Raw genomic sequence first — 22,744 nt, 5'->3', positions numbered from 1 at the left:
AGAAGAACGCAATGCGGTTACAATAAGAGTACATTCTTTACAACCCCTGCTTCATCACCCATCTATTATAGCAGGACATGTACAGCAAAAAAAGGTTTCAAATCGAAAAGCAACACAATTTGTATACAAGAAGTAAGAAAAAATAAAATTCCTCCTACCCACATTTTTTACGCCTGAAGTACTATAGTACTTCAGGCGTATTTTTCTCACAATATTTCATTTATTTATCTATTTATTCATCTAATTGCTCTAAAAGTTCTTCTAACGGCCCTTCATAAAGGGGAACACTCGGAATTGATTGTAGAAATCTCTTTCCATAGAATGCATGTGTTAAACGGCGATCTAACACAAACACTGTCCCCGTATCCGTATTTGTTCGAATTAGACGGCCAAATCCCTGCTTAAAGCGAAGTATCGCTTGCGGAAGTGCCAACTTTGTAAATACATCTTCTCCTCTATCTTTTAACCACTCACTTTTCGCTTCCATCATTGGCTGATGAGGAGGCGTGAATGGTAAACGAACAATAACAAGACAACTTAATGCATCTCCTGGTATATCAATTCCTTCCCAAAAACTACTAGTTCCTAACAAAATCGATTTGTCAAACTCTTGAAATTTACGAATTAAACGACTGCGACTACGATTATTAACACTTTGTGTTAATAATAAGTACCCATCAAGTTCATCATCATTTTTCAAATTCGCATATGCTTCTTTTAACATTTCATATGAAGTGAATAAAACAAGCATTCTTCCCTTTGTAGCTTTCGCTATTTTTGCAATATGTTGCGAGATTGCTTTACTATATTCTTCATCACTCACTTGCTTAATAAGAGGAACATCATTTGAAATCATTAACTTTACTTGTTCTTCAAAACGAAATGGAGATGGCACTGTTAATGTCTCTGGAGCAAAATCATGCAATCCTAATTCTTCTTTTATATAATCAAATGTATCATTAACCGTTAATGTTGCTGATGTGAAAATAACACTCTTCTTTTTTGTTAAAAATTCATCCGCAAACTTCTCTCCTATATGAACAGGTTGTGCATATAGAACTGTCGAGTGAATCGTGCCCTTTGTTTCAGTCTCCATCCATGTCACATATGCATTTTTTTCTAATATGAGCAGTTGTAAAGAGTGCACCATCTTTTTTAACAATTCAATAAGATGTATGAATTCCCCAGTGACAACATGCATCTCCCATTCTAAATTACTTTGCAGTATGTCAGATTGTTTCTCCAGTATAGTCAACAATTTTCTTAATTCATATACAAAGCGATTTGTTAATTCAGTAATACTATTCCATAACCTACCTTGCTCTGCTTCCACATTATATCGATAGATAAGCGGCATATTGCTCGCTCCTTGTTCTTGCTTTGTTTGTTTAAATATAAACGCACGCAACATTTGGAATAATTCATCCGCATCAAATTTTATTTCCTTAAGACTATGACTAACCATACGGAAAGTAGAACGAGATGCCTGCTCTGATTTTTTCATCATTTTATATACTTTTGATAGTACATCATCTGTTTCTAACGTACCAAAACGAGATAAAACTAATTGAAAATACATACATGAAAACTGTTCGCCAAGTGTCCTACTGGCTGCTTCATCAATATGATGGGCTTCATCAAAAATAATATGTTCACATGAGGCAAACAATGGTTCTTCACTTGCAAAATCTTGAAATAGCAATGCATGATTTGTAATAACAATATCTGCAAATAACGCTTTATTTTTTGCACGTTGATAAAAACAACGACTAAACCAATTACTTTGCATCCCGCCCGGACTATATGCATCACTGCAAATACGATTCCAAAGTAACTTTCCACCCTCAGGAATATTCAATTCATCACGATCGCCAGTTTCAGTTTGTAATAGCCATACTAAAATTTTAGCCTTCGTGAGTGCAATATCATAATTTTTCTCTTCCTCTTGCAGAGCATATTCAAATTTATGTAAACAAAGATAATGTTTTCTGCCTTTCAGAAGAGCTACATCAAATGAAAACGGCACTATTTTTTGTAATAAAGGAATTTCTTTTTCAAGTATTTGTTGTTGGAGTTGTACAGTTTGTGTACTTATAATAACAGGTTCTTCTTTTTTCTTTGCAAAATAAATACTTGGAAGTAAATATGCAAGAGTTTTTCCCGTACCTGTCCCTGCTTCAATCAGTGAAAAACGAGAATCTCTTAACGCTGTATATATTTCCTTCATCATAAGTTGTTGGCTTTCTCGTCTTTCAAACTTTGGCATATGTAATTCCAGTTGTTCCATGGCCTTTTGTAAGAAAGCATCGAATTTAGATGAACATGTTTCACCGATACTTAATGAATAATTTCGCTTTCGCAGTGCAATATTTCGATATATTTCATATTCCTTCGTCTCTTCTTTACCATTCATCATTTTCTTTAAAATATTTTCCGAAATAATATCAGCTATATCGCTCTGAAAAACATCGCTTAATTCATATAAAGACTGTAACGTAACAAGCGGTAAGTTTTCCATTTCATTTAGAAATTGTAAAAATAATTCCGCTGTTGCAAGGGCATCACTATCCGCGCGATGTGGTTGATCATGCTCTAATTCATGTTTTTTAGCTAAATCACGTAATTTATAACTATCAGCTGTCGGCAAAAGGATCTGTGCCAATTCAACCGTATCAATTTTAGGGCAATGTATGTCTGTATGTCCAGCCTGCTTTAATTCTTCCTTTAAAAAATTCCAATCAAAGTGAACGTTATGCGCAACAAAAAATGCACCTTGCAATAGCTCAACAATCATCGGGGCTACATCGCGAAATAGCGGGGCTTGTTTTACGAGATTTTCATCAATCCCTGTTAATTCTGTAATAAATGGGGGAATCTCTCTCTTCGGGTTAACAAAGCTTGAAAAAATTTCTAATATTTCTCCACCTTCTACCACAACTGCTGCAATTTGGGTGATTTTATCCTTCCCATCTTTCCAGGAGTTCCCTGTCGTTTCTAAATCAACAACGACATAACGCTTACTCATATGTAACACCTCAATTTCTTACCTTTCAACACAACAAAAATTTATATATTGTTACTATACCACGTTTTATCTCATCTTAATGAAAAGATACACAAAATGAAATGATTTTGTGTATCCCCGTACAAATCAAAAGGGCTATCCCCTTATAGAGATAGCCCTTCTATTTACCCCACTATTTGTGGGCCATAATATTCCTCGTAGAAACAAAGAATCTAGGCGAACTGCCTGTAAAAACCCAATTGATGAAAACTACTAATCAGTGCGGATGAAACCACTTACTGATAAAAGTTTTACTTTATAATATCGTGCCCGCTTTTTCAGCGCCTAACATTTCAACAATTTGATTATGATCATCTAACACTGCAATTTTTGGTACTTGTTTATTGACCTCTTCCGCTGTAACTAAACCATAGCAAATGATAATCACTTTATCACCTGGTTGCACTAGCCTTGCAGCTGCTCCATTTAAACAAACAACACCACTACCGCGCTCTCCTTTAATAACATACGTCTCTAAACGAGCTCCGTTATTATTATTTACAATTTGCACTTTTTCATTTTCTACAATATCTACTGCGTCCATTAAATCTTCATCAATCGTAATGCTACCTACATAATTTAAATTCGCTTCTGTTACAGTTGCGCGATGTAACTTTGCTCTCATCATTGTGCGAAACATAGATGCTCCCCCTTATTTAACCGTTAATGTCATATTGTCAATTAATCTTACATTTTCAAACTTAACTGCAATCGCTAAAATAATTCTTCCTTCAAGGTTTTCTACTACTGTCAATGACGGATATGCATATAAATCGGCGTAATCAACAGTACCTTTCGTATACTTCTCAATATGTTCTTTGGCAAGATTCGTAATGATTTCTGGATTACGTTCGCCTGCCTCTATTCGTTCTTCTGCTATACATAGACTGCGGTATAACTGAGGAGCCTCTTCACGTTCTCCTTGTGATAAATATACATTGCGAGAACTTTTCGCTAATCCGTCTTCTTCCCTCACAATATCAACAGGTACGATTGTAACTGGGATATTAAAATCATTTACAAACCCTTCAATTACAGCAACTTGCTGTGCATCTTTCATACCGAAGTAAGCACGAGTTGGCATTGTAATATTAAATAATTTCATTAGTACAGTCGCAACACCTGCGAAATGACCCGGTCTTTGTTTACCACACAATACATCGGTACGCTTCACAACTTCCACTGTTGTCGTCTGTTCTACCGGATACATTTCCTCTACACTCGGATAAAATAAATAATCCACACCATTTTCTTTCGCTATTGTTTCATCTCTATCGATATCACGTGGATAACGATCTAAATCTTCATTCGGCCCAAACTGTAGTGGGTTTACAAATACACTTAAAATAACAACTTCATTTTCTTCTCTCGCTTTACGTAATAAAGTAGCATGCCCCTCGTGCAAATATCCCATCGTTGGGACAAATCCAATTTCTTTTCCACTCGCACGAAGTTCACTTGTAATTTGCTGCATATGTTGCACTGTCGTAATAATTTTCATTATTGCTTCCCTCCGTATAACGCTAAGCACTCTTCTTCTTTCATTGTGAATGAATGTTTTTCTTCAGGAAATTGTCTTGTTTTTACTTCAGCAACGTATTGTGAAATCCCGCGCACAATCTCCTCTTGAACAGACGTATATTGCTTCACAAATTTCGGAACACGCTTCACTCCATACGAAATGAGATCATGATATACAAGTACTTGACCATCTACTTTCTGTCCCGCACCAATTCCAATTGTAGGAATTGTTAATTGCTCTGATACAATTTCTGCTAACTGCATTGGCACACACTCTAGCACAAGCGCTATTGCACCTGCTTCCTCGCATTTCTTTGCATCTTCTATTAATTTTTTTGCACTTTCAGCATCTTTTCCTTGTACTTTATAGCCACCTAGTACTCCAACAGATTGAGGTGTTAAACCAAGATGTGCTACAACAGGAATCCCTGCGTTTGTTAAATAGTGAATAATTGATACTACCTCACCCGCACCTTCTACTTTTAGTGCATGTGCCCCGCTTTCTTGAACGATGCGGCGTGCATTATGCATCGTTTCTTGCAACGATACGTGGTAAGACATAAATGGCATATCAGTTACGATAAAAGTTTCTTTCGCCCCGCGGCGTACAGCTTTCGTATGATGGATCATATCCTCTACCGTTACGGGAACTGTTGAATCGTATCCAAGTACGACCATTCCAAGAGAATCTCCTACTAAAATCATATCGACTTCAGCTTCTTCCGCTAATTTAGCAGATGGATAATCATACGCTGTAAGCATCGTAATCGGCTCACCTTTCTCTTTCATTTTCAAAAAATCTATTTTCGTTTTCAAAAACTACTCCTCCTTTATTCAGGAGAGAGGAGATGGCCGAAATCATATAAAAAACCCCTCTGGCCATAAAAGGGCAGAAGGGTTGTGTGTTAGTCGGCATTTTTCATCCCTCTGTCCCAGTCCGTTGTTGGATCAAGGCAGAATCCAAATTATTATTCTTCACTGCTTGGAATAATGGTGCAGTTCAATCTGATACTGCCCATATTCGAACTAATTATAGCAAACTAAGAAAGGGAATTGCTACATTTTTTAGAAAAAATAATTTTCTACTTTTATTATGGTATGTGAAATTTATATTAGAAAATAGAATTAAACTCTATAAGTAAAGGAAGCTCCAAAATAGGAGCTTCTTTTATTTAATTTCTATATCAGCTGAATGAATATGATGCATATGTCCTTGATGGTCCTCTAAAAGCAATACACCATCCTCTGTAATCCCTTTTGCCACCCCAGTAATTGTCTGCTTCATCGTTCGAGCTGTAATTTCTTTCCCAATGCTTACCGCATAACTTTCCCATAGAAGCTTAATTACAGAGAAACCGTTCTTTAAGTACTCTTGATACAACTTTTCCATTTGTAAAAAGATTTGTTGCATCAGCTCTGCCCGAACAATTGGTTTTCCTGATTCAATTGCTAAAGATGTTGCAATTTGTTGTATCTCATCAGCAAAATGTTCTTGTTTTTGATTGGCGTTAATGCCAATCCCCATTATTACTGCATTAATTTTATCAGGATCCGCTTGCATTTCGGTTAATATCCCAACGGCTTTTTTACCTTGAATTAAAATATCATTTGGCCATTTAATACCCACATTTACACCTGTACACTTTTCAATCGCTTGCGCTACACTGACAGCTGCTAATAATGTAAGTTGAGGCGCACGATGAACTGGAATAGACGGACGTAAAATAATGCTCATCCAAATTCCTGTTCCTTTTGGAGAATGCCACTTTCTACTTAAACGTCCTCTTCCTGCTATTTGCTCCTCCGCAACAACAATCGTCCCTTCCTCTGCTCCTTCATAAGCAAGCTTCGCTGCAATATGCTGAGTAGATTCAACAGACTCCTCAAAATATACGGTTCTTCCGATACATTCTGTTTGTAATCCTAATTGAATTTCATTCGCTGTTACTTTATCTGGTTTACTTGCAATTCGATATCCTAAGCGACGTACTGCTTCAAGTTCGTATCCCTCACTTCGGAGATCCTCCATATGCTTCCAGACAGCCGTTCTCGAACACCCAAGCTTATCACTAAGCGTTTGACCAGATACAAATTCACCATCTGCTTCAGAAAAAACTTGCAATAACTGTTTTCTTATAGTAGATTGCATCCTTGTAGCCACTCCCTTATGTTCTCTTTCTCATTTACTAACTGCCCTTGTAAAATTTCTTCTTCTATTTTCTGTAGCATTTCCGCTACCCAAGGCCCTGGCTTTTTATCTGTCCAGATTAATAAATCATTTCCGCTCACATTCATTCCTTGACGATTCTGTATAGGTAAGGAATGAAATAATGTTTGCACTTGATTTACTGAGGCAATATTATAGCTTTCGGTTATCGCTTGGTACACCCTTTCTGCCATTAATGCAATGTGAAGACCAGTTTTATATAGAAAAACAGAATCCCACTCCTTTACTTTTCTATAACGGATTGCTATTAATACTGCGACAATATCTTTTATCTTTTTATTTGAAAACTTCCATTGGCGTAAGAAAACAGATGGATGTTCTTCTCCGATACAATATAAGAAAAACGCCCATGCCTCAATTTCTGTTTCAAAAAAACCCCATTTATACTGCGCCGCTTTTACAATTTTTTCTTCTGCCATTTGTAAATATGGTAGGTGTGCAAACAGCTTCGTTTCTACTAACTGCTGAAGCCCCTTCACACAATATGAACCAGTCAGCAATTTCTCAAATTCAACCGTAATTCTTTCAATCGCTATATGTTCAAGTAAATGGCCATATGTTTCAATAGCTTGCCTCGTCTTTTCTTCTAAAGAGAAACCTAGTGTACTAACGAATCGAATACCACGCATCATTCGCAGTGCATCTTCTTGAAAACGATCTGCTGCATTTCCAACAGTTGCAATTTCGCGTTTATCAATCGCCTCTTGTCCGGCAAATAAATCAATCATTTCGCCTTCTTCCGTCATCGCAATGGCATTCATCGTAAAATCACGTCGTTTTAAATCTTCTTCTAATGAACGAACAAACTGAACACTACTTGGTCTGCGAAAGTCTTCGTAATCGCTCTCTGTTCGAAAAGTTGTTACTTCATACGGCACACCATCTTCGACTACAATAATTGTTCCATGCTCAAGGCCAACAGGCACGTTTCTTGGAAATATACCCATTACTTCTTCTGGAAGAGCTGATGTCGCAATATCAATATCTCCAATCGGTCTATCAATAATGAGATCACGCACACTCCCGCCCACAAAATAAGCCTCATGTCCATGTTGTTTTAAAGTCTTGATGATTGAACCAGCTTGTTTAAATCTTTCCATTTTTGTCATCCCTTAGTATGTCATAGTAAATCGCCTCATATTGTGAAACGATCTTTTCTGAACGAAATTGCTCATGCACAGATTCCATTGCTCGCTTTGACATATTTTTATGTACATCTTCATTTGCAAGCAATTGTATTGCTTGTTTTGCTATTTCTTCTATATCTCCAACTTCGCATAAATATCCTGTTTCACCATGTTGAATAACCTCTGGAATGCCTCCAACCCTCGTTCCGATACAAGGCACACCACACGCCATCGCTTCTAATAAAACGAGACCAAAACTTTCTTTTTCCGATAACAGTAGCATTAAATCACTCATCGCAAGAAGTTCTGCAACATTATCCTGCTTTCCTAAAAACAAGACATGTTCCTCAATATGTAAACTTTTCACCAATTGTAAAATGGTACAGAACTCTGGTCCATCACCAACAAGAAGCAATTTCGCTTCTACTTCTTTTACAATTTTGGCGAATGATTGCACAACATCCTGTACACGCTTAACCTTTCGGAAATTCGAAATATGAATCAACACTTTTTCATTTTCGCGTATACCATATTCTTTCTTTAATTGAGACATATCACGTTTGAAATAAACACGTTCATCTATAAAATTGTATACCGTCTCAATTTCTTTATTTGGTTTTACAAGTTCATGCGTTTCTTCAATTAACGAATGTGACACAGCTGTAACAACATCAGATTGCTCAATACCAAAGCGAATTAAATTATTTAAAGAAGGATCGGAACCAAGTACGGTTATATCCGTTCCATGTAAGGTTGTAACGATTTTAATTCGCTCTCCAATCATCTGCTTCGCTAAGTATGCACAAATGGCATGTGGGATTGCATAATGCACATGTAAAATATCAAGATTTTCTCTTTGGGCAACCTCTGCCATTTTACTTGCTAATGCTAGATCATAAGGTGGGTATTGAAAAACAGAATATTGATTTACCGTTACTTCATGAAAATAAATGTTTGGATACACTTTATTTAACCGAAATGGCACACCTGATGTAATAAAATGAATTTCATGCCCACGTTCAGCTAATTGTTTTCCCAATTCCGTTCCAACAACTCCAGAACCACCTACAGAAGGATAACATGTAATACCTATTTTCAATTTCATTTACATCCCCCCTATTAAATCAGCATGTAATAAAACTGGCTTCTTGCTCATAAATCCTTCGGCATACATAACTCCAACTTCTTTTCCAAACATTTTCTCTCGGGCAATTACCGTTTCAACATAGCCTTCGGTTAATGGTGTCTTAACACCGTCATTACCTGTTGTAAACTGACTCTCATACGCTTCTAGCGCTGAAACTTTTTCAGAAAGGTAATCACTAATATCTATACAGAAATTCGGCTTATGAAAACCATTAATCATATAATAATAAAAAAATTCTATACGGTGTGGCGGAAGTTCTGGCATATATTTACGAACACCCGCTGAAAAGATAGCCTCTTCTACAAGTTTTGCACAATTCGCATGATCTGGATGACGATCTTCATAATATGGTGCGAAAATTAGCGTTGGTTTATATGTACGAATAACCTTTACGATTTCACGTATATATTCTTCTTTCATATACAAACCACGGTCCGGCATAGCTAAATTAATTCTCTTTTCCACTCCCATAACACGAGCAGCAGCCTGCGCTTCTTCTTTTCTTAATTCTACCGTTCCGTTGGAAGATAAATCAGCTTCTGTTAAATCACAAATGCCAACTTCATATCCTTGTTTCGTATATTTTGCAATGGTACCTGCCATGCCGATTTCAACATCATCGGCATGAGCACCAAACGCTAATATATGTAATCCACTCATAATTGTTCCCCTCATTTTCTTAACTTTCGGTAATCTAAATCTCCCCGATCTAATGCATGCATTAACATTTCAGCACTTGCCATGTTCGTTGCGAGCGGAATTGCATACACATCACATAAACGAAGCAATGCATTTACATCTGGCTCATGCGGCTGTGCTGTTAGTGGATCACGGAAAAAAATCACCATATCTAAATCATTTTTTGCAATCATTGCACCAATTTCTTGATCGCCGCCAAGAGGACCAGATTGATATCTGGTTACAGATAAACCAGTCGCCTCCATAATACGAAGACCTGTCGTTCCTGTTGCAAAAAGCTCATGTTGTTCAAATATTGGTTTATATGCGTATGCGAACGAAACCATATCATCTTTCTTCTTGTCATGTGCGATTAAGGCAATTTTCATCCGTTGTCTCCCCTTTAGTCGATAATATTCTCTAAACCGTATACAAGATGCTCAAGGTTCATTACTGTTTCAATTGATAGCTTTACACCTGACATAAATGATGCACGGTTGAATGAATCATGGCGCACTGTTAACATTTGTCCATCTCCACCAAATAGTACTTCTTGGTGCGCGATAAGTCCTGGCAAACGTACGCTATGAATATGAATACCATCTACATTTGCACCACGCGCACCTTCTAATTGTTCTGTTTCATTTGGATGACCTTGTTGTTTCGGCTCACGATTTTGACGAATTAACTCTACTGTTTTTACAGCCGTACCAGATGGTGCATCTAATTTTTGATCATGATGCAATTCAATCACTTCAACATCTTGGAAATATTTCGCTGCCATTTGAGAGAATTTCATCATAAGTACCGCACCAATCGCAAAGTTTGGTGCAATAATTGTGCCGACTTCTTTTTCTTTTGCAGTTTCTGTTAAATGTTGTAACTCTTCTTCTGTAAATCCAGTCGTACCGATAACTGAACGAAGTCCACGCTCAACTGCAAGTGTCACATGCTTCTTCCCAACTTCTGGTGTTGTTAAATCTAGCAACACATCTGCTTCTACTTCATCTAAACAAGTATGTAAATCCGCGTAAATCGGTGTATCTAAAGCCGGCATACTAGGTAAATCAGAGATTTTCTCTCCGCCATGCTTATAGTCAACTGCTGCTACTAAATTGAAATGTTCTGTTCTTTCCATAAGAAGAACTGCTTCATGTCCCATACGTCCTCTTGGTCCAGCGATAATTACTTTAATTTCTTTCATGCTTCTTTCTCTCCCTCTTCAATACGTGTCCAGCGATCTTTGTCACGTGTATTAAATTTATTCATTACAATGTTATGTGCTGTCTCTAAATCAATATTTAAACTATTTGCCATACAAATCATAACAAATAATACATCTCCAAGCTCTTCCTCAATACTTCGTTCTTTTTCAGTCGTTTTCTTCGGCTTCTCACCATAATAGTGATTCACTTCTCTTGCAAGCTCTCCCATCTCTTCTGTTAAACGAGCCATCATTGCAAGCGGACTAAAATAACCTTCTTTAAATTGACCAATATATGCATCTACTTCTTTCTGCATATCTTTCATCGTTTTTCGTTCCATGTTGTTCACCTCTAATCCTTCCTCTTTCATGTTAGCCAATTCATCGCGATTTGACAAATATTATTCCCCCTTATTTGCCTATTTGCCACGTTTTTTTGGATAGACTATAATAAAGTGAAACTTTCTTTTGCGCACTTTTTCGCAAAAAATTAGTTGAACTAATCGGGTTCCTACGGCTGGTTTGCTCTTTCTTCTTCGTTTTATCCTCTACCAGCCAGTGGAACGGGGTAAAGTGAAACTTTCTTTTGCGATGCTTTTCCGTAAAAGATTAGCCTAAACCAATCGGGCTCTTACATCTGTTTTGCCATTACCTCTCTAATTTTGCTTCTATCGGCCGGTGGAGCGTGGTAAAGCACACTTTGTTTTTGTAATGTTTGATCGTTTTAGCGGAGCTTTATAATTATTACATAGTAGGGGGATATCTACATGAAAACAAACTTAAAGATTCGAAATATTATTTTTATTTTACTAGGTTCCGCTATTTTCTCTTTTGGCATTGTTAATATTAATATCGAAAACCATTTAGCTGAAGGTGGATTTACAGGAATTACGTTATTGTTATATTTCCTATTTTCACTTGATCCTTCCTATACAAACTTAATTTTAAACATTCCGATATTTTTTGTTGGCTGGAAACTACTCGGCCGAACAACATTTTTATATACATTAATCGGAACATTTAGCGTATCTTTATTCCTATGGATTTTTCAGCGCTACGAAGTACTCAATTTACACTTAAACTTACAAAATGACATGACACTCGCGGCATTATTCGCTGGTGCATTTATCGGTATCGGTCTCGGTATTATATTTAAATATGGCGGGACAACTGGTGGAGTTGATATTATTGCAAGACTAGCTCACAAATATATCGGCTGGAGTATGGGTAAAACAATGTTTATGTTTGATGCCGTCGTTATTGTCATCTCCATCCTTACATATTTATCTTATCGTGAAGGTATGTATACATTAGTTGCAGTCTTTATTGGTGCAAAGGTTATTGATTTTATGCAAGAAGGAGCTTATGCTGCAAAAGGGGCAACCATTATTTCAGATAAAAACGATGAAATTGCCGCAAAAATTTTATCTGAAATGGAACGTGGAGCAACCTTTTTAAAGGCCGTTGGGTCCTATACAAAAATGGAACGAAACGTACTTTACTGCGTGGTTGCAAAAAATGAAATTGTAAAATTAAAGAACATTATTACTTCCGTAGACCCACATGCATTCGTTGCTGTGAGTGATGTGCACGATGTCGTGGGCGAAGGATTTACGCTAGATGAAAATAAAAATCCGTTACATAATTAAAAAAAACTAGAAAAGCTCTTAGCTTTTCTAGTTTTTTAATACCTATATGTATCTCTTTAATTTTTCTAAATCCTCGTAAATCAATTCCAATAAGCTTCGATTATAAAAAATAGAAGCTGGATGAAATGTCGGAAAAATATTATACTCTTTTTCAGTCCATGTAAATTCTGTGCTGTCTTTATCTTTTAACTTTCTCACCGGTCGCTTTAATAATTGTCCGTGAATATCCGTAATTTTTTTGTCTATTCCTACTAAACGTTTTAGCGCAATATTTCCAAGCGTTACGATAATAGGAGCTTGAATTTGTTCTAATTCATAATCTAGTAAAGGTGCATGCGCAAGTATCTCCCTTTGATTTGGTGTTCGGTTATATTTCTTCTGGATTACCTCACCATTTCGATCTCTTTTCTCTCTCCACTTATAAGGCCGACTTCGAACCGCACTCGTAATATATACGTCTCCCCTGGTAATGCGAATACGCTCTAAAAATTCCATTAGATGTTTACCTGCTCTCCCGCTAAATGGTATACCATTATGAATTTCCGTTTCACCAGGTGCTTCTCCAACAAGCATTAACTTCGGATTTTTAGGACCTTGTCCACTTAAAAAACCTTCTAATTGGTAAGCAGCACTCCGCTCCTTCACACTTTTCACTAAATAATCTGGATATTCCATCATCTTCACCTTCCTTCATCATTACTCTACTTGTATTTATTATTACTTTCTCACGACTTTTCTTTCATTTTATCCTGTCCATTTATTACGGATAATAAAAAAAGACTATCGAAATCGATAGTCTTTAATCATCACTACGCTGCATGCCAGTGTATACTAACACGAGACGAAGTAATTCAAATACCGCTACAGCTGCTGCTGCCACATATGTTAATGCTGCTGCATTTAATACTTTACGAGCTTGACCATATTCATCTGTTGATACGATGCCAAGTGCTTCAATTTGCTGCATCGCGCGTTTCGATGCATCAAACTCAACTGGTAATGTAACGAGTTGGAAAAGTACACCTGCTGCCATTAACACAATCCCTAGTAACAATAAACCAGACATTTGTGCGAACATACCAATTAAAACAAAAATCCATGACATATTCGATCCAAAATTTGCTACGGGAACTAGCGAATGGCGAACACGCATAAATTTATAATCTTTTGCATCTTGGATCGCATGTCCTACTTCATGTGCCGCTACAGCTGTACCAGCAACAGAATGACCATAGTAATTATCTGTTGATAATCGAACCGTCTTTGCAGTTGGATCATAGTGATCTGATAAATGACCTGGTGTTTCTTCTACAGCTATGTTGTACAATCCATTTTCATCTAAAATTTTCCGAGCCACTTCCGCTCCAGTCATACCAGATGTCGAATAAACTTGTGAATACTTACTATAAGCACTACGTACTTTTGACTGTGCATATAACGGTATGATCATAATGATCGCGAAGTAAATTAAATAAAACATCATGAACCTCCATTGAAGTCTTAATTATAGTACTTTCCATTCTATTTTCTTCTTTAATTATTGTCAACAAAGAAACCTTACAATTCGTATCTTTATTTATTACGTTATCTATTTTTAGAATGAAGATTGCTCTTACGCTTCTCCCTCTCTCCTTTATATTTTCTCCATCCAACATACGTTAATGTAAATAAAATAATTCCTCCTGTAATTGTCATAAACCAAATAAGGGAAGGGTCTACTTCATCTTTCTTTACCGCTTGAAATACTTTTTGTAAATCGCCTTTAATAATTCCTAATTGCGTTTGCCCGCTCTTATTTTTTAACATAACATTACGAAACTCATCCAAATAAGATAAATGTGCATTTATACGCTGTGATTGATTTTCTGGCAAAGCAATCATTAAACTTGGATAAATAATATTAAATTCATGTAAAAATGTATTTAACGATTGTTGAAACTGCTCATCCTCTTCTTTTTTCATTGCTTTTTCTACAGCAGAAAAGGCATCCATCACCTTTCCTTCTCTTTCCTTCCAAAGAGGTTGATACTTAGATACTTGTGCATCCACAGCAAGTTGCAATGCTAATACATCATCAATTTTAATCTGTTTACCTGCACTTTCTTCTGCAAGAGATTGCTGCGCCTTATCATATGCTAAAGAAATGACTCGAAACTGACTTGAAGTTACTTGCGTTTCTTTTTCATTTTCCTTTAATGCAAACTGCTCTGAAAAATGTTGTAACACCTGCACTGCTTTTTCATCTTCATTTTTTTTCACAAGCTGCAAAGAATCATTTAAAAGCCCTGTTAACTCGCTCCATCCTTCAGCATATATACGTACTGGAAACAGCATAATCATAAATGCAATCATTCCAATTAAAGTTCTCTTCATTCCGGTCCCCCCTATAACTACTAGTACAAAATATGTTTAGTTGGACAAGAATAGAACAGCACAAAGCTGAAAAAATATTTTATCTTAGGTTCATAATAATCGATGGAAACTGTAATTTATGTAGATAATTTTTTTATTGAAGACTTTCTTTTTTTCACTAAATATTTGTACATGAAGTAACAGAAAGCACTACCTAATAAAATCAATATTAAAATTACACATGCCGCATGCATAAAAAACTCTTCTGGTAACATTAAAATAACCGGATCAGTTTTAATATCAAATAACCAATAATCATTACTAAATAAAAGCTTATGAAACAATACGAAACTCTTTTCAAAATTAATAGCAATTGGCAAAGTAAGTACTATTGGAAATATGATTGTAAGAATCGCACCGTGTAATAAAAACTTTTCTTTTTGTTTTTTTAATAAATAAGCTCCCCCTAATACAACAATTGCAATTGCTCCGTACATCGCATATTGAATTTTCACTAAAATATTTTTCACATCAACAAAATGAATTCTTCCATTTGTAGACATGTCCAATGTAGGAAACTGTAACGCTTTCTCATAAAAAGGAGAAAGGTATGTTATAAGCGCTTCATAGTTTCTCTTAATGTCATCCTTCGTCATATCCGCTATGTCTGGAATATTTAAAAAATCAATTTCAAAGTAATATAGCCATTTTCCGTATACAACAACCATCGTAGCAATTGCAAAAATAGAAAACGCTATACTGTATGAAACGATTAAAGTTATAAAGCGATCCAGTATTTTTGCACCGATCTTATCTTTCTTCATCTTCTTCCTCCAATTCCTCATCTATATTCATAATGAAAACTGCTTTCGATTTCTACTCAAACAATAATAATATGTAATACAAAGTACAGTGATACTTAACCAAAATGTAAAATAACCAATTTTCTCTACAAACAAATGCATAATTCCATACCGAGGCATTTGCCAAAATAAATAATCAATTACATCATTATGTAATGTCCATACGCTCGCTACAATGAAGTGCCATTTTTTTATACGGTAAAATGGGGCGTATAAAAAGCCTTGCATAGCCATTGCAAAATGCGAAAGCATTAACATATAACCCATAAGACCGATAGGACCTTTAACATAAATCATAACTCCATTTACAACAATAGCCCAAATGCCATACTTCATTAAAGAAACAATCGCTAGTGCTTCTATCAATCCCCAGTTTTTATTTTTTAAAAAAGCAACTAAAACAAACACAAAAAAGAGACTTGCTAGTGGACTGTCAGGAACAAACGGCCAAAATATAAAGGAAGTTTCTTTTAATTGATTTCCATACCATATAAAACCATAAATTGTCCCTAATATATTGATAACTAATAAAAATAATAATACAGAACGCTGCCTTAACATTGCATACAAGTAAACCAATTTGTATGTCCAACACCTTTCAAACAAAATAATTATTTACTAAAAAAGACTCCTGCTCTATTATAGCAAACTTCTTCTTACAAATAGAAAAGCTGACTACAAAATTTGCAGTCAGCTTTTCTATTATTTCTTGTTGTATTTTGCAACGAATTCTGAAAGCTTTTTCAGTTCTTCATCCGTTCCTTTAAATACCCCTTTAGGCATTGAACCTTTTCCTTTTTTCGCAATTTTTGCGATTTCCTCTGGCTTTAAGGTTAAGTTTTGTAACGCTGGTGCTGCTGCACCACCTTGTAAATTATCACCATGACATGTTAAACAAGTGTTTTTTTGCATTAGTTTGTACCCGTCATCATTTTTATCAACTGGTGTAGTTTTTACAATCGCCCCTTGTTTCTTTGCAGCTTCCCAATCATGGTGCGCTACAGATTCCCAAGTTAAAAAGATAATGGACGCAATTGCTAAAAGCATAAATCCAGTTGCTACAGGACGCTTAAATGGAGCTCTTTCTGGACCACGATCAAGAAATGGCGCTAACAATAATGCCCCAAACGCGATTCCTGGCATAATAAACGCACCGATTACAGTAAATGAGCCCGATGCATATGAGTATTTTAATAACTGATACAAAAATAAGAAATACCAATCTGGCAGTGGTATATATCCCGCATCAGTAGGATCTGCCATTCTCTCAAGTGGTGACGGATGTGCCACTGTTAAACATAAATAACCGATTAAAAAAACCGCACCAACCATCCATTCTTTTAACAAGAAATTTGGCCAAAACGCTTCTGTCTTCCCTGGATATTCGGAATAATCTTTTGGAATATTTGGTTTCCGAGCAACAGGTACCCGAGAATCTCCTACAAACTTCATCCCTTTGCCGCGATGCATAATCTCCCTCCTTTAGTTCTTTTCTCCCTTAATTTAGCAATCTCTTATAGTGGACCGGAAATACCTTGTTTGCGAATCATGATGAAGTGGAAGGCCATTAAACCTAGAAGTGCTGCTGGTAAGAAGAAGACGTGAATAGCAAAGAAGCGAGTTAATGTTTGAGCGCCAACAATTTCGGAATGACCAGCGAGTAATGTTTTAATATAAGGACCGATAAGCGGTGTTTGTTCCGCAATTTGAATCCCTACTTTCGTTGCAAATAATGCTTTCATATCCCACGGTAATAAATATCCGGTAAAACCAAGACCTAACATAACAAAGAAAATAAGAACACCAACAATCCAGTTTAATTCACGAGGCTTTTTATAAGCTCCTTGGAAGAAAACTCTGAGTGTATGTAAAAACATCATTACAATTACAAGACTTGCACCCCAATGGTGCATACCACGAACAATTTGTCCGTATGCAACTTCATTTTGTAAATAATAGACCGATTCCCAAGCATTTTTAATATCTGGTACATAATACATTGTTAAAAACATTCCTGATAAAATTTGAATAACAGTAACGAAAAAAGTAAGTCCCCCAAAGCAATAGACGAATGCAGAAAAATGATGTGCCGGGTTAACATGTTCAGGTACTTCATGGTCAGCAATATCTCGCCATATCGGTGTAATATCTAACCGTTCGTCTACCCAATCATAAATTTTATTTAACATCTATTTCGCACCCCCTCTTGGCTTTGCCTTTCCTAAATAAAGCGTTCCATCTTTCACTTTAGATTCATACACATCAAGCGGAGCAAGGGGCGGTGTGCCTTTTATGTTTATACCATCTTTTGTGTAACGTCCCCCATGACACGGACAAAAGAATTGATTCGGATGTGACTTGTCTGAATTCCAGTTAACTGTACATCCTAAATGCTTACATACTGGAGAAAACGCAACAATGTCTCCGCTTTCATCTTTATGCACCCAAGCAGATTTTGGCTCTTCAGACTTGTACCATCCATCAACCTGTTTCACCTTAAAGTCGAAGCGTTTCGGTTCAGTTGTAATATCCTTCACTTGCGCAACAGCAACCATTTCTCCTACCGCCTCTTTCCTTAACACTGGATCAAGTGCAAAGCGCGTCATCGGCATTAAAATGCCCGCTGCCATAAAGCCTCCTACTCCTGTAAGTGTGTAGTTTAAAAATTGTCTTCTTGACACACGATGTTCTTTCTCGCTCACGAAAATTTCCCCCCTCTATCAGAAATTGTCCCCTCGTGACAAAACTATATAAAAAATAAAAACTAGGACACTATCATGATATAATACCCTCATGTATAGGTCAATATCATACTACTCATAATAATAAGAACTATCTGTTTATTTATGGTTTTCCCACTTTTCAGTTAATAATCCCATTATATTTTTAATATGAGCATGAATTACTTCTCTTTTTGCTTGTTCACTAAATTGTCCTAATGATAATGCCGGTAACCAAAATAAGTCACCTTCTAATTCTAGAGCATCTTCTTTCCATGAGAAATCACTCGTAACATAGGCAATATGTTTCAATCCTTGATCCTGTAAATGATTTGTCCATTCTTGCAAACGAATTTTCTCTTTCTTTTGACTCTCTGCTAAATAAGTAAACGCAGGCAATAAAAGGACCCTTCCTTTATATTCTCTTTCTAACTCCATACTCAACTCCTCAATAAACTCTCCCTGTTCTACAACCGTCTTCATTTCCTTTGCGGCTGAGATTGAAAGAAGGGGAATAATCCCTGTATCTACATACTCTCTTGCTTGCTCAAATTGTTCTACATCTTTTACAGCCCATTTCAACTTTTTATCCCCCCTTTCCGCACATATTTTAACAAATGACAGAACTTTCACTTTATATATATTAAACCATACAAAAAGGGGTAAAAAAAGAAAAACTACCTAAATATAGGTAGTTTTTCTTTTAATGGTCAGAAAATTGTCAAAATTAATCAGTTCAAATCGTTCCTATAGAGTTTTCAATTCTGCTGTTAATTTACAAAAAGCTTCCTTATCTTGATTATCCAGCGCTTCATCGATTTGTTTTAAAAGACGGTCTCGTCGGAATGAAAATACACTCTCTTCTAAAAAGCGTTCCGCAAGTAAACGATCTTTTTCATTTACTTCAATATGCTTTGGCAAATATGGATTTTCTTCTAATACTGCTACATAATTTGTATTTTGGAACGATGATTTAAAATTAAGTTGAATGTAAATATCCTCATCTCGATTTAAACGAATGTCATGAAAGGATTTTTCTGCATCTGTTGTCATGACATTCTGTTTAAAAAAGTGAAACGGTGTGTCTTTTACACAATTTGCTGACATCACTAAGCCGCGTGGACAATATTTTGCATGTTCTACGAAGTGGACTTTATGCATTAATTGATCGTGACTCATTAAATAATTTAAAATCCATACACATTCACGCTGTTTCAATTGATAATTATTCAAAAACCATTTTACAAAATCCTTCTTCTCGTTTACAGAAACAGGGGTATTCATAGCGCCTAAGTCCCTCCTCTGTCTTTCTATTTTCTTATTTAGATTCAAGAAGCGGCATGCAGTTTCCTTCCAACTTATGAAAAATCCTCTAAATTATATAACAATTCTTCAATGTGAATTTGTGTCGGGTCTAGTTGTATTAAGTGTGTAAATACTTCTTTCGCCTCTTTGCGCAACCCTTCTTCTAACAAGAAATAACCGTACTCTTCCAAGAAATCCGGATGATTCTTAAAAGAAGTATATGCACTTTCATAGTGTTTTAATGCATCTGAATACATTTCTAATTGTTTTTTTGCAAACGCAAGATCCCAAAGTAACTGTGTATCTGGTTCTCCGCTATCAATCGCATGTTCTACAACTGCAATTAGCTCTTCATATTTTTCTTGTTCCTTTAAGATATACGCATATTTTAATATCGCACCTAGATGTCCTGGGTCTAATTCAAGCGCTTTTTGAAGTACTTCTTCTGCCTCTGTCAACTTACCTAGCTTTGCTGCGATATTTGCTAATTCTACATAAAGCGGAACAGAAAGTTCGTCTATTTTGATTCCCTCATGAAGGGTTTCATAACTTTCTTGAAGCATACCTTCTTTTTCATAACTTTTCGCTAAATACATGTACAATGATGCATATTCTGGATCTAATTCTTTTAATTCTTGCCAAGCACCAATTGCTCTTTGGTATTCTTCACCTTGATATAATGTAAAGGCGTAGCCAAATAAAGAATGAATGTCTTTTTGTTCCTCTAGCCCTTCTTCATAGTAAGAAATTGCTTCTTCCCAATTCCCAATCGCACTTAGTGTTTCAGCTAAACGAAGCGCAATTACAACGCCACCCATTACTTTATGCTCTGACAATAATGACTGGTAATACACGATTGCTTTTTGTTCCTCCCCTTTGCTACTATACAATTCTGCTAAGCCAAATATAATAACAGGCTCTTCAGGCATCATTTCTTTCGCTTTTAATAGCTTTTGCTCTGCAACATCGTCAAACCCTTGCATTTGGAATAAATCCGCAACAAGTAATAGTGATTGAACATAAAGCTCATCATCTTCACGAATATCATGAAGTACTTCGATTGCCTCATCTTCCTTATCTAAATCAATATATAATTCTGCTAAGAATATCGTAAATTCACTTTCTTCTGGATATAACAAACGTAAATCTTCTGTAATTGCTAATGCTTCATCCATGAATCCAAGTGTATGATAGTAACGGGCGATATCGTATTTCTCTTCATCTGTCCCAGAGTTTACCTGTTCTTTTAATTGTTGTAATCCTTTTTCTACCTCACCGTTTTCAATGTAAGAAACAGCTTGTTCAAACTTATGCATAAAGGTCTCCTTTAATTCTAAAAATATTCTCTTCTGTCCATTAATCATAAACAACTGTTGCCTTGTAAGCAACTAAAAGAAAGAGGACCAACTCTTCTTAAGTAAAATCAATCTTTCTCGTTACAGAGATTCTAGCTGCTTAAAAAACTTTGGATACGATACAGCCACTGCATCACTACCCTCTATATTCACTTCTCCTTCTGCAATACAAGCAGCAATAGCAAGCATCATTCCAATACGATGATCACCATGACTATCTACTACATTCCCTTCTAACTTTTGGTTCCCGTGAATAATCATGCCATCAAGTGTAGCTTCAATTTGTACACCGAGCTTTCCAAGTTCATTTACTACTGTATTAATACGGTTTGTTTCCTTTACCTTTAATTCCTCAGCATCTTTAATAATGGTAGTTCCTTTTGCCTGTGTCGCTAATAAAGCAATAATAGGGATTTCATCAATTAATCTCGGAATAAGCGAACCACCGATTTCTATTCCTTTTAAGTTAGACGTTTCAATTGTAATATCCCCGCACGGTTCAAACTCTTCATTCCGAATATTATCAATAGAAATGAGTGCTCCCATTTCTAATAAAACATCTAAAACTCCCGTTCTCGTTGGATTTAGACCAACATTTTTTAATACGAGTTTACTATTTGGAACAATTGCACCAGCTACTAAGAAAAATGCTGCTGAAGAAATATCTCCAGGAACTTCAATTTCCGTTCCCGTTAACCGTTGTCCCCCTTGTAGCGATACCGTTCGGTCATTCACATTTACTATGCAGCCAAACGCACGTAACATTCTCTCAGTATGATCACGTGATTGCATCGGTTCCGTTACTTTTGTTACACCTTCTCCTTGCAAGCCTGCAAGTAAAACCGCTGACTTAACTTGCGCACTTGCTACAGGTGAATGATAGTGCCCACCTTTCACTTGTCCACCTCGAATTGATAAAGGTGTATACTGCCCATTCTCCCTGCCGTCAATTTGCGCATTCATCTCTCGTAGTGGAGTGGTAACACGTTTCATAGGGCGCTTGCCAATTGATGCATCACCAATTATAGTACTATGAAACGATGTATTAGCTAAAATACCAAGCATAAGCCGAATCGTGGTCCCAGAATTCCCTACATCTAACACCTCTTTCGGTTCTTGCAAACTCGCTAAGCCTTTACCATAAATCGTGACATCGTTACCACTCTTCTCAATCTTGACACCTAGTTTTCGAAAACAAGCAATCGTACTTAAACAATCTTCTCCTAATAAAAAATTAGAAACTTTTGTCGTTCCTTCTGCTATCGCTCCAAACATGACAGCACGGTGTGAAATAGATTTATCCCCTGGGACAACAATCGTTCCATTTAAACTACTTTTTTTCCCTACCATTTTTGTCATCTTTTCTCCTCCTCACTCATTTCGTTATCTATATGTATAACAATTTTCCCTATATGTCTATCTCTATTGTATCGTTTTCTTGCTTTACCGTGCAAACAACTTCCACCGGTAATAATTATCTTCCTCCTTCATCACTTTCTTTTACATCTAAAATAAAAAAGGCTCCCATTACA

The 22,744-nt window shown here is 36.2% G+C and carries 24 protein-coding genes; 1 reads left to right on the top strand and 23 read right to left on the bottom strand.

The window, feature by feature from the left end:
* Positions 1–232 precede the first annotated feature (232 nt).
* The 11 genes from dinG to DJ93_RS20305 all read right to left on the bottom strand — a co-directional run bounded on the left by dinG (position 233) and on the right by DJ93_RS20305 (position 11,309).
* Entirely contained in the window at positions 233–3,025 is a 2,793-nt protein-coding gene (gene dinG / locus DJ93_RS20360) for an ATP-dependent DNA helicase DinG (protein WP_042982881.1), read from the bottom strand.
* A gap of 295 nt (positions 3,026–3,320) precedes the next feature.
* Positions 3,321–3,704, bottom strand: coding sequence for an aspartate 1-decarboxylase (panD, locus tag DJ93_RS20355; protein ID WP_042982880.1), 384 nt, complete (start codon positions 3,702–3,704; stop codon positions 3,321–3,323).
* Between the two features lie 12 nt (positions 3,705–3,716).
* Complete coding sequence (gene panC, locus DJ93_RS20350; protein ID WP_042982879.1) at positions 3,717–4,565, bottom strand: pantoate--beta-alanine ligase; 849 nt, start codon at positions 4,563–4,565, stop codon at positions 3,717–3,719.
* A complete protein-coding gene (gene panB, locus DJ93_RS20345; protein WP_042982878.1) occupies positions 4,565–5,401 on the bottom strand; it encodes a 3-methyl-2-oxobutanoate hydroxymethyltransferase in 837 nt (278 codons plus the stop codon). Before panB ends, panC begins: the two co-directional genes overlap by 1 nt.
* A gap of 352 nt (positions 5,402–5,753) precedes the next feature.
* Entirely contained in the window at positions 5,754–6,734 is a 981-nt protein-coding gene (locus DJ93_RS20335) for a biotin--[acetyl-CoA-carboxylase] ligase (protein WP_042982875.1), read from the bottom strand.
* Entirely contained in the window at positions 6,719–7,912 is a 1,194-nt protein-coding gene (locus DJ93_RS20330; RefSeq protein ID WP_042982874.1) for a CCA tRNA nucleotidyltransferase, read from the bottom strand. Before DJ93_RS20330 ends, DJ93_RS20335 begins: the two co-directional genes overlap by 16 nt.
* Entirely contained in the window at positions 7,899–9,044 is a 1,146-nt protein-coding gene (gene bshA, locus DJ93_RS20325; protein ID WP_042982873.1) for an N-acetyl-alpha-D-glucosaminyl L-malate synthase BshA, read from the bottom strand. Before bshA ends, DJ93_RS20330 begins: the two co-directional genes overlap by 14 nt.
* Positions 9,045–9,746 (bottom strand): bacillithiol biosynthesis deacetylase BshB1, encoded by a 702-nt coding sequence (gene bshB1 / locus DJ93_RS20320; RefSeq protein WP_042982872.1) that lies wholly within the window; start codon positions 9,744–9,746, stop codon positions 9,045–9,047.
* 11 nt (positions 9,747–9,757) lie between these two features.
* Complete coding sequence (gene mgsA / locus DJ93_RS20315) at positions 9,758–10,153, bottom strand: methylglyoxal synthase (RefSeq protein ID WP_042982871.1); 396 nt, start codon at positions 10,151–10,153, stop codon at positions 9,758–9,760.
* Between the two features lie 14 nt (positions 10,154–10,167).
* Positions 10,168–10,968 carry a dihydrodipicolinate reductase gene (dapB, locus tag DJ93_RS20310; protein ID WP_042982870.1) on the bottom strand — a complete coding sequence of 267 codons (801 nt, stop codon included), beginning with the start codon at positions 10,966–10,968 and terminating at the stop codon, positions 10,168–10,170.
* Entirely contained in the window at positions 10,965–11,309 is a 345-nt protein-coding gene (locus DJ93_RS20305; protein ID WP_052109686.1) for a nucleotide pyrophosphohydrolase, read from the bottom strand. The genes dapB and DJ93_RS20305 overlap by 4 nt, the downstream gene beginning before the upstream one ends.
* Before the next feature lie 426 nt (positions 11,310–11,735).
* Here DJ93_RS20305 and DJ93_RS20300 point away from each other — a divergent pair, with 426 nt between their 5' ends.
* On the top strand, positions 11,736–12,617 hold the full coding sequence (locus DJ93_RS20300; RefSeq protein ID WP_042982868.1) for a YitT family protein: 882 nt from the start codon (positions 11,736–11,738) through the stop codon (positions 12,615–12,617).
* Between the two features lie 42 nt (positions 12,618–12,659).
* On the opposite strand, the gene DJ93_RS20295 is transcribed toward DJ93_RS20300, so the two are convergent.
* From DJ93_RS20295 to aroA, 12 genes are all read right to left on the bottom strand, one after another.
* Complete coding sequence (locus tag DJ93_RS20295; RefSeq protein ID WP_117287827.1) at positions 12,660–13,301, bottom strand: uracil-DNA glycosylase; 642 nt, start codon at positions 13,299–13,301, stop codon at positions 12,660–12,662.
* 115 nt (positions 13,302–13,416) lie between these two features.
* The gene (locus DJ93_RS20290; protein WP_080743543.1) at positions 13,417–14,100 is read right to left on the bottom strand and encodes a zinc metallopeptidase; all 684 of its coding nucleotides are present in this window, start codon (positions 14,098–14,100) and stop codon (positions 13,417–13,419) included.
* 101 nt (positions 14,101–14,201) lie between these two features.
* Complete coding sequence (gene ypjB / locus DJ93_RS20285) at positions 14,202–14,990, bottom strand: sporulation protein YpjB (RefSeq protein ID WP_042982865.1); 789 nt, start codon at positions 14,988–14,990, stop codon at positions 14,202–14,204.
* Between the two features lie 116 nt (positions 14,991–15,106).
* Positions 15,107–15,793, bottom strand: a complete 687-nt coding sequence (gene lit, locus DJ93_RS20280; protein WP_042982864.1) for a lipoprotein intramolecular transacylase Lit — start codon at positions 15,791–15,793, stop codon at positions 15,107–15,109.
* Between the two features lie 27 nt (positions 15,794–15,820).
* The gene (lhaT, locus tag DJ93_RS20275) at positions 15,821–16,411 is read right to left on the bottom strand and encodes a lipoprotein heptaprenylglyceryl N-acetyltransferase LhaT (protein ID WP_042982863.1); all 591 of its coding nucleotides are present in this window, start codon (positions 16,409–16,411) and stop codon (positions 15,821–15,823) included.
* Between the two features lie 123 nt (positions 16,412–16,534).
* Complete coding sequence (gene qcrC / locus DJ93_RS20270) at positions 16,535–17,302, bottom strand: menaquinol-cytochrome c reductase cytochrome b/c subunit (protein ID WP_042982862.1); 768 nt, start codon at positions 17,300–17,302, stop codon at positions 16,535–16,537.
* A gap of 44 nt (positions 17,303–17,346) precedes the next feature.
* A complete protein-coding gene (gene qcrB, locus DJ93_RS20265) occupies positions 17,347–18,021 on the bottom strand; it encodes a menaquinol-cytochrome c reductase cytochrome b subunit (protein WP_000932700.1) in 675 nt (224 codons plus the stop codon).
* A complete protein-coding gene (qcrA, locus tag DJ93_RS20260; protein ID WP_042982861.1) occupies positions 18,022–18,534 on the bottom strand; it encodes a menaquinol-cytochrome c reductase iron-sulfur subunit in 513 nt (170 codons plus the stop codon).
* A gap of 138 nt (positions 18,535–18,672) precedes the next feature.
* A complete protein-coding gene (locus DJ93_RS20255; protein WP_042982859.1) occupies positions 18,673–19,134 on the bottom strand; it encodes a YpiF family protein in 462 nt (153 codons plus the stop codon).
* A gap of 165 nt (positions 19,135–19,299) precedes the next feature.
* Entirely contained in the window at positions 19,300–19,836 is a 537-nt protein-coding gene (locus tag DJ93_RS20250) for a ReoY family proteolytic degradation factor (protein ID WP_042982858.1), read from the bottom strand.
* 74 nt (positions 19,837–19,910) lie between these two features.
* A complete protein-coding gene (locus DJ93_RS20245) occupies positions 19,911–21,173 on the bottom strand; it encodes a tetratricopeptide repeat protein (protein ID WP_042982857.1) in 1,263 nt (420 codons plus the stop codon).
* A gap of 120 nt (positions 21,174–21,293) precedes the next feature.
* Positions 21,294–22,571, bottom strand: coding sequence for a 3-phosphoshikimate 1-carboxyvinyltransferase (gene aroA, locus DJ93_RS20240; RefSeq protein WP_042982856.1), 1,278 nt, complete (start codon positions 22,569–22,571; stop codon positions 21,294–21,296).
* Positions 22,572–22,744 lie beyond the last annotated feature (173 nt).

Source organism: Bacillus clarus (genome assembly GCF_000746925.1).
Lineage (GTDB): Bacteria > Bacillota > Bacilli > Bacillales > Bacillaceae_G > Bacillus_A > Bacillus_A clarus.
The sequence above is the reverse complement of the archived record's forward strand: the minus strand, read 5'-3'. Positions and strand labels throughout refer to the sequence as shown.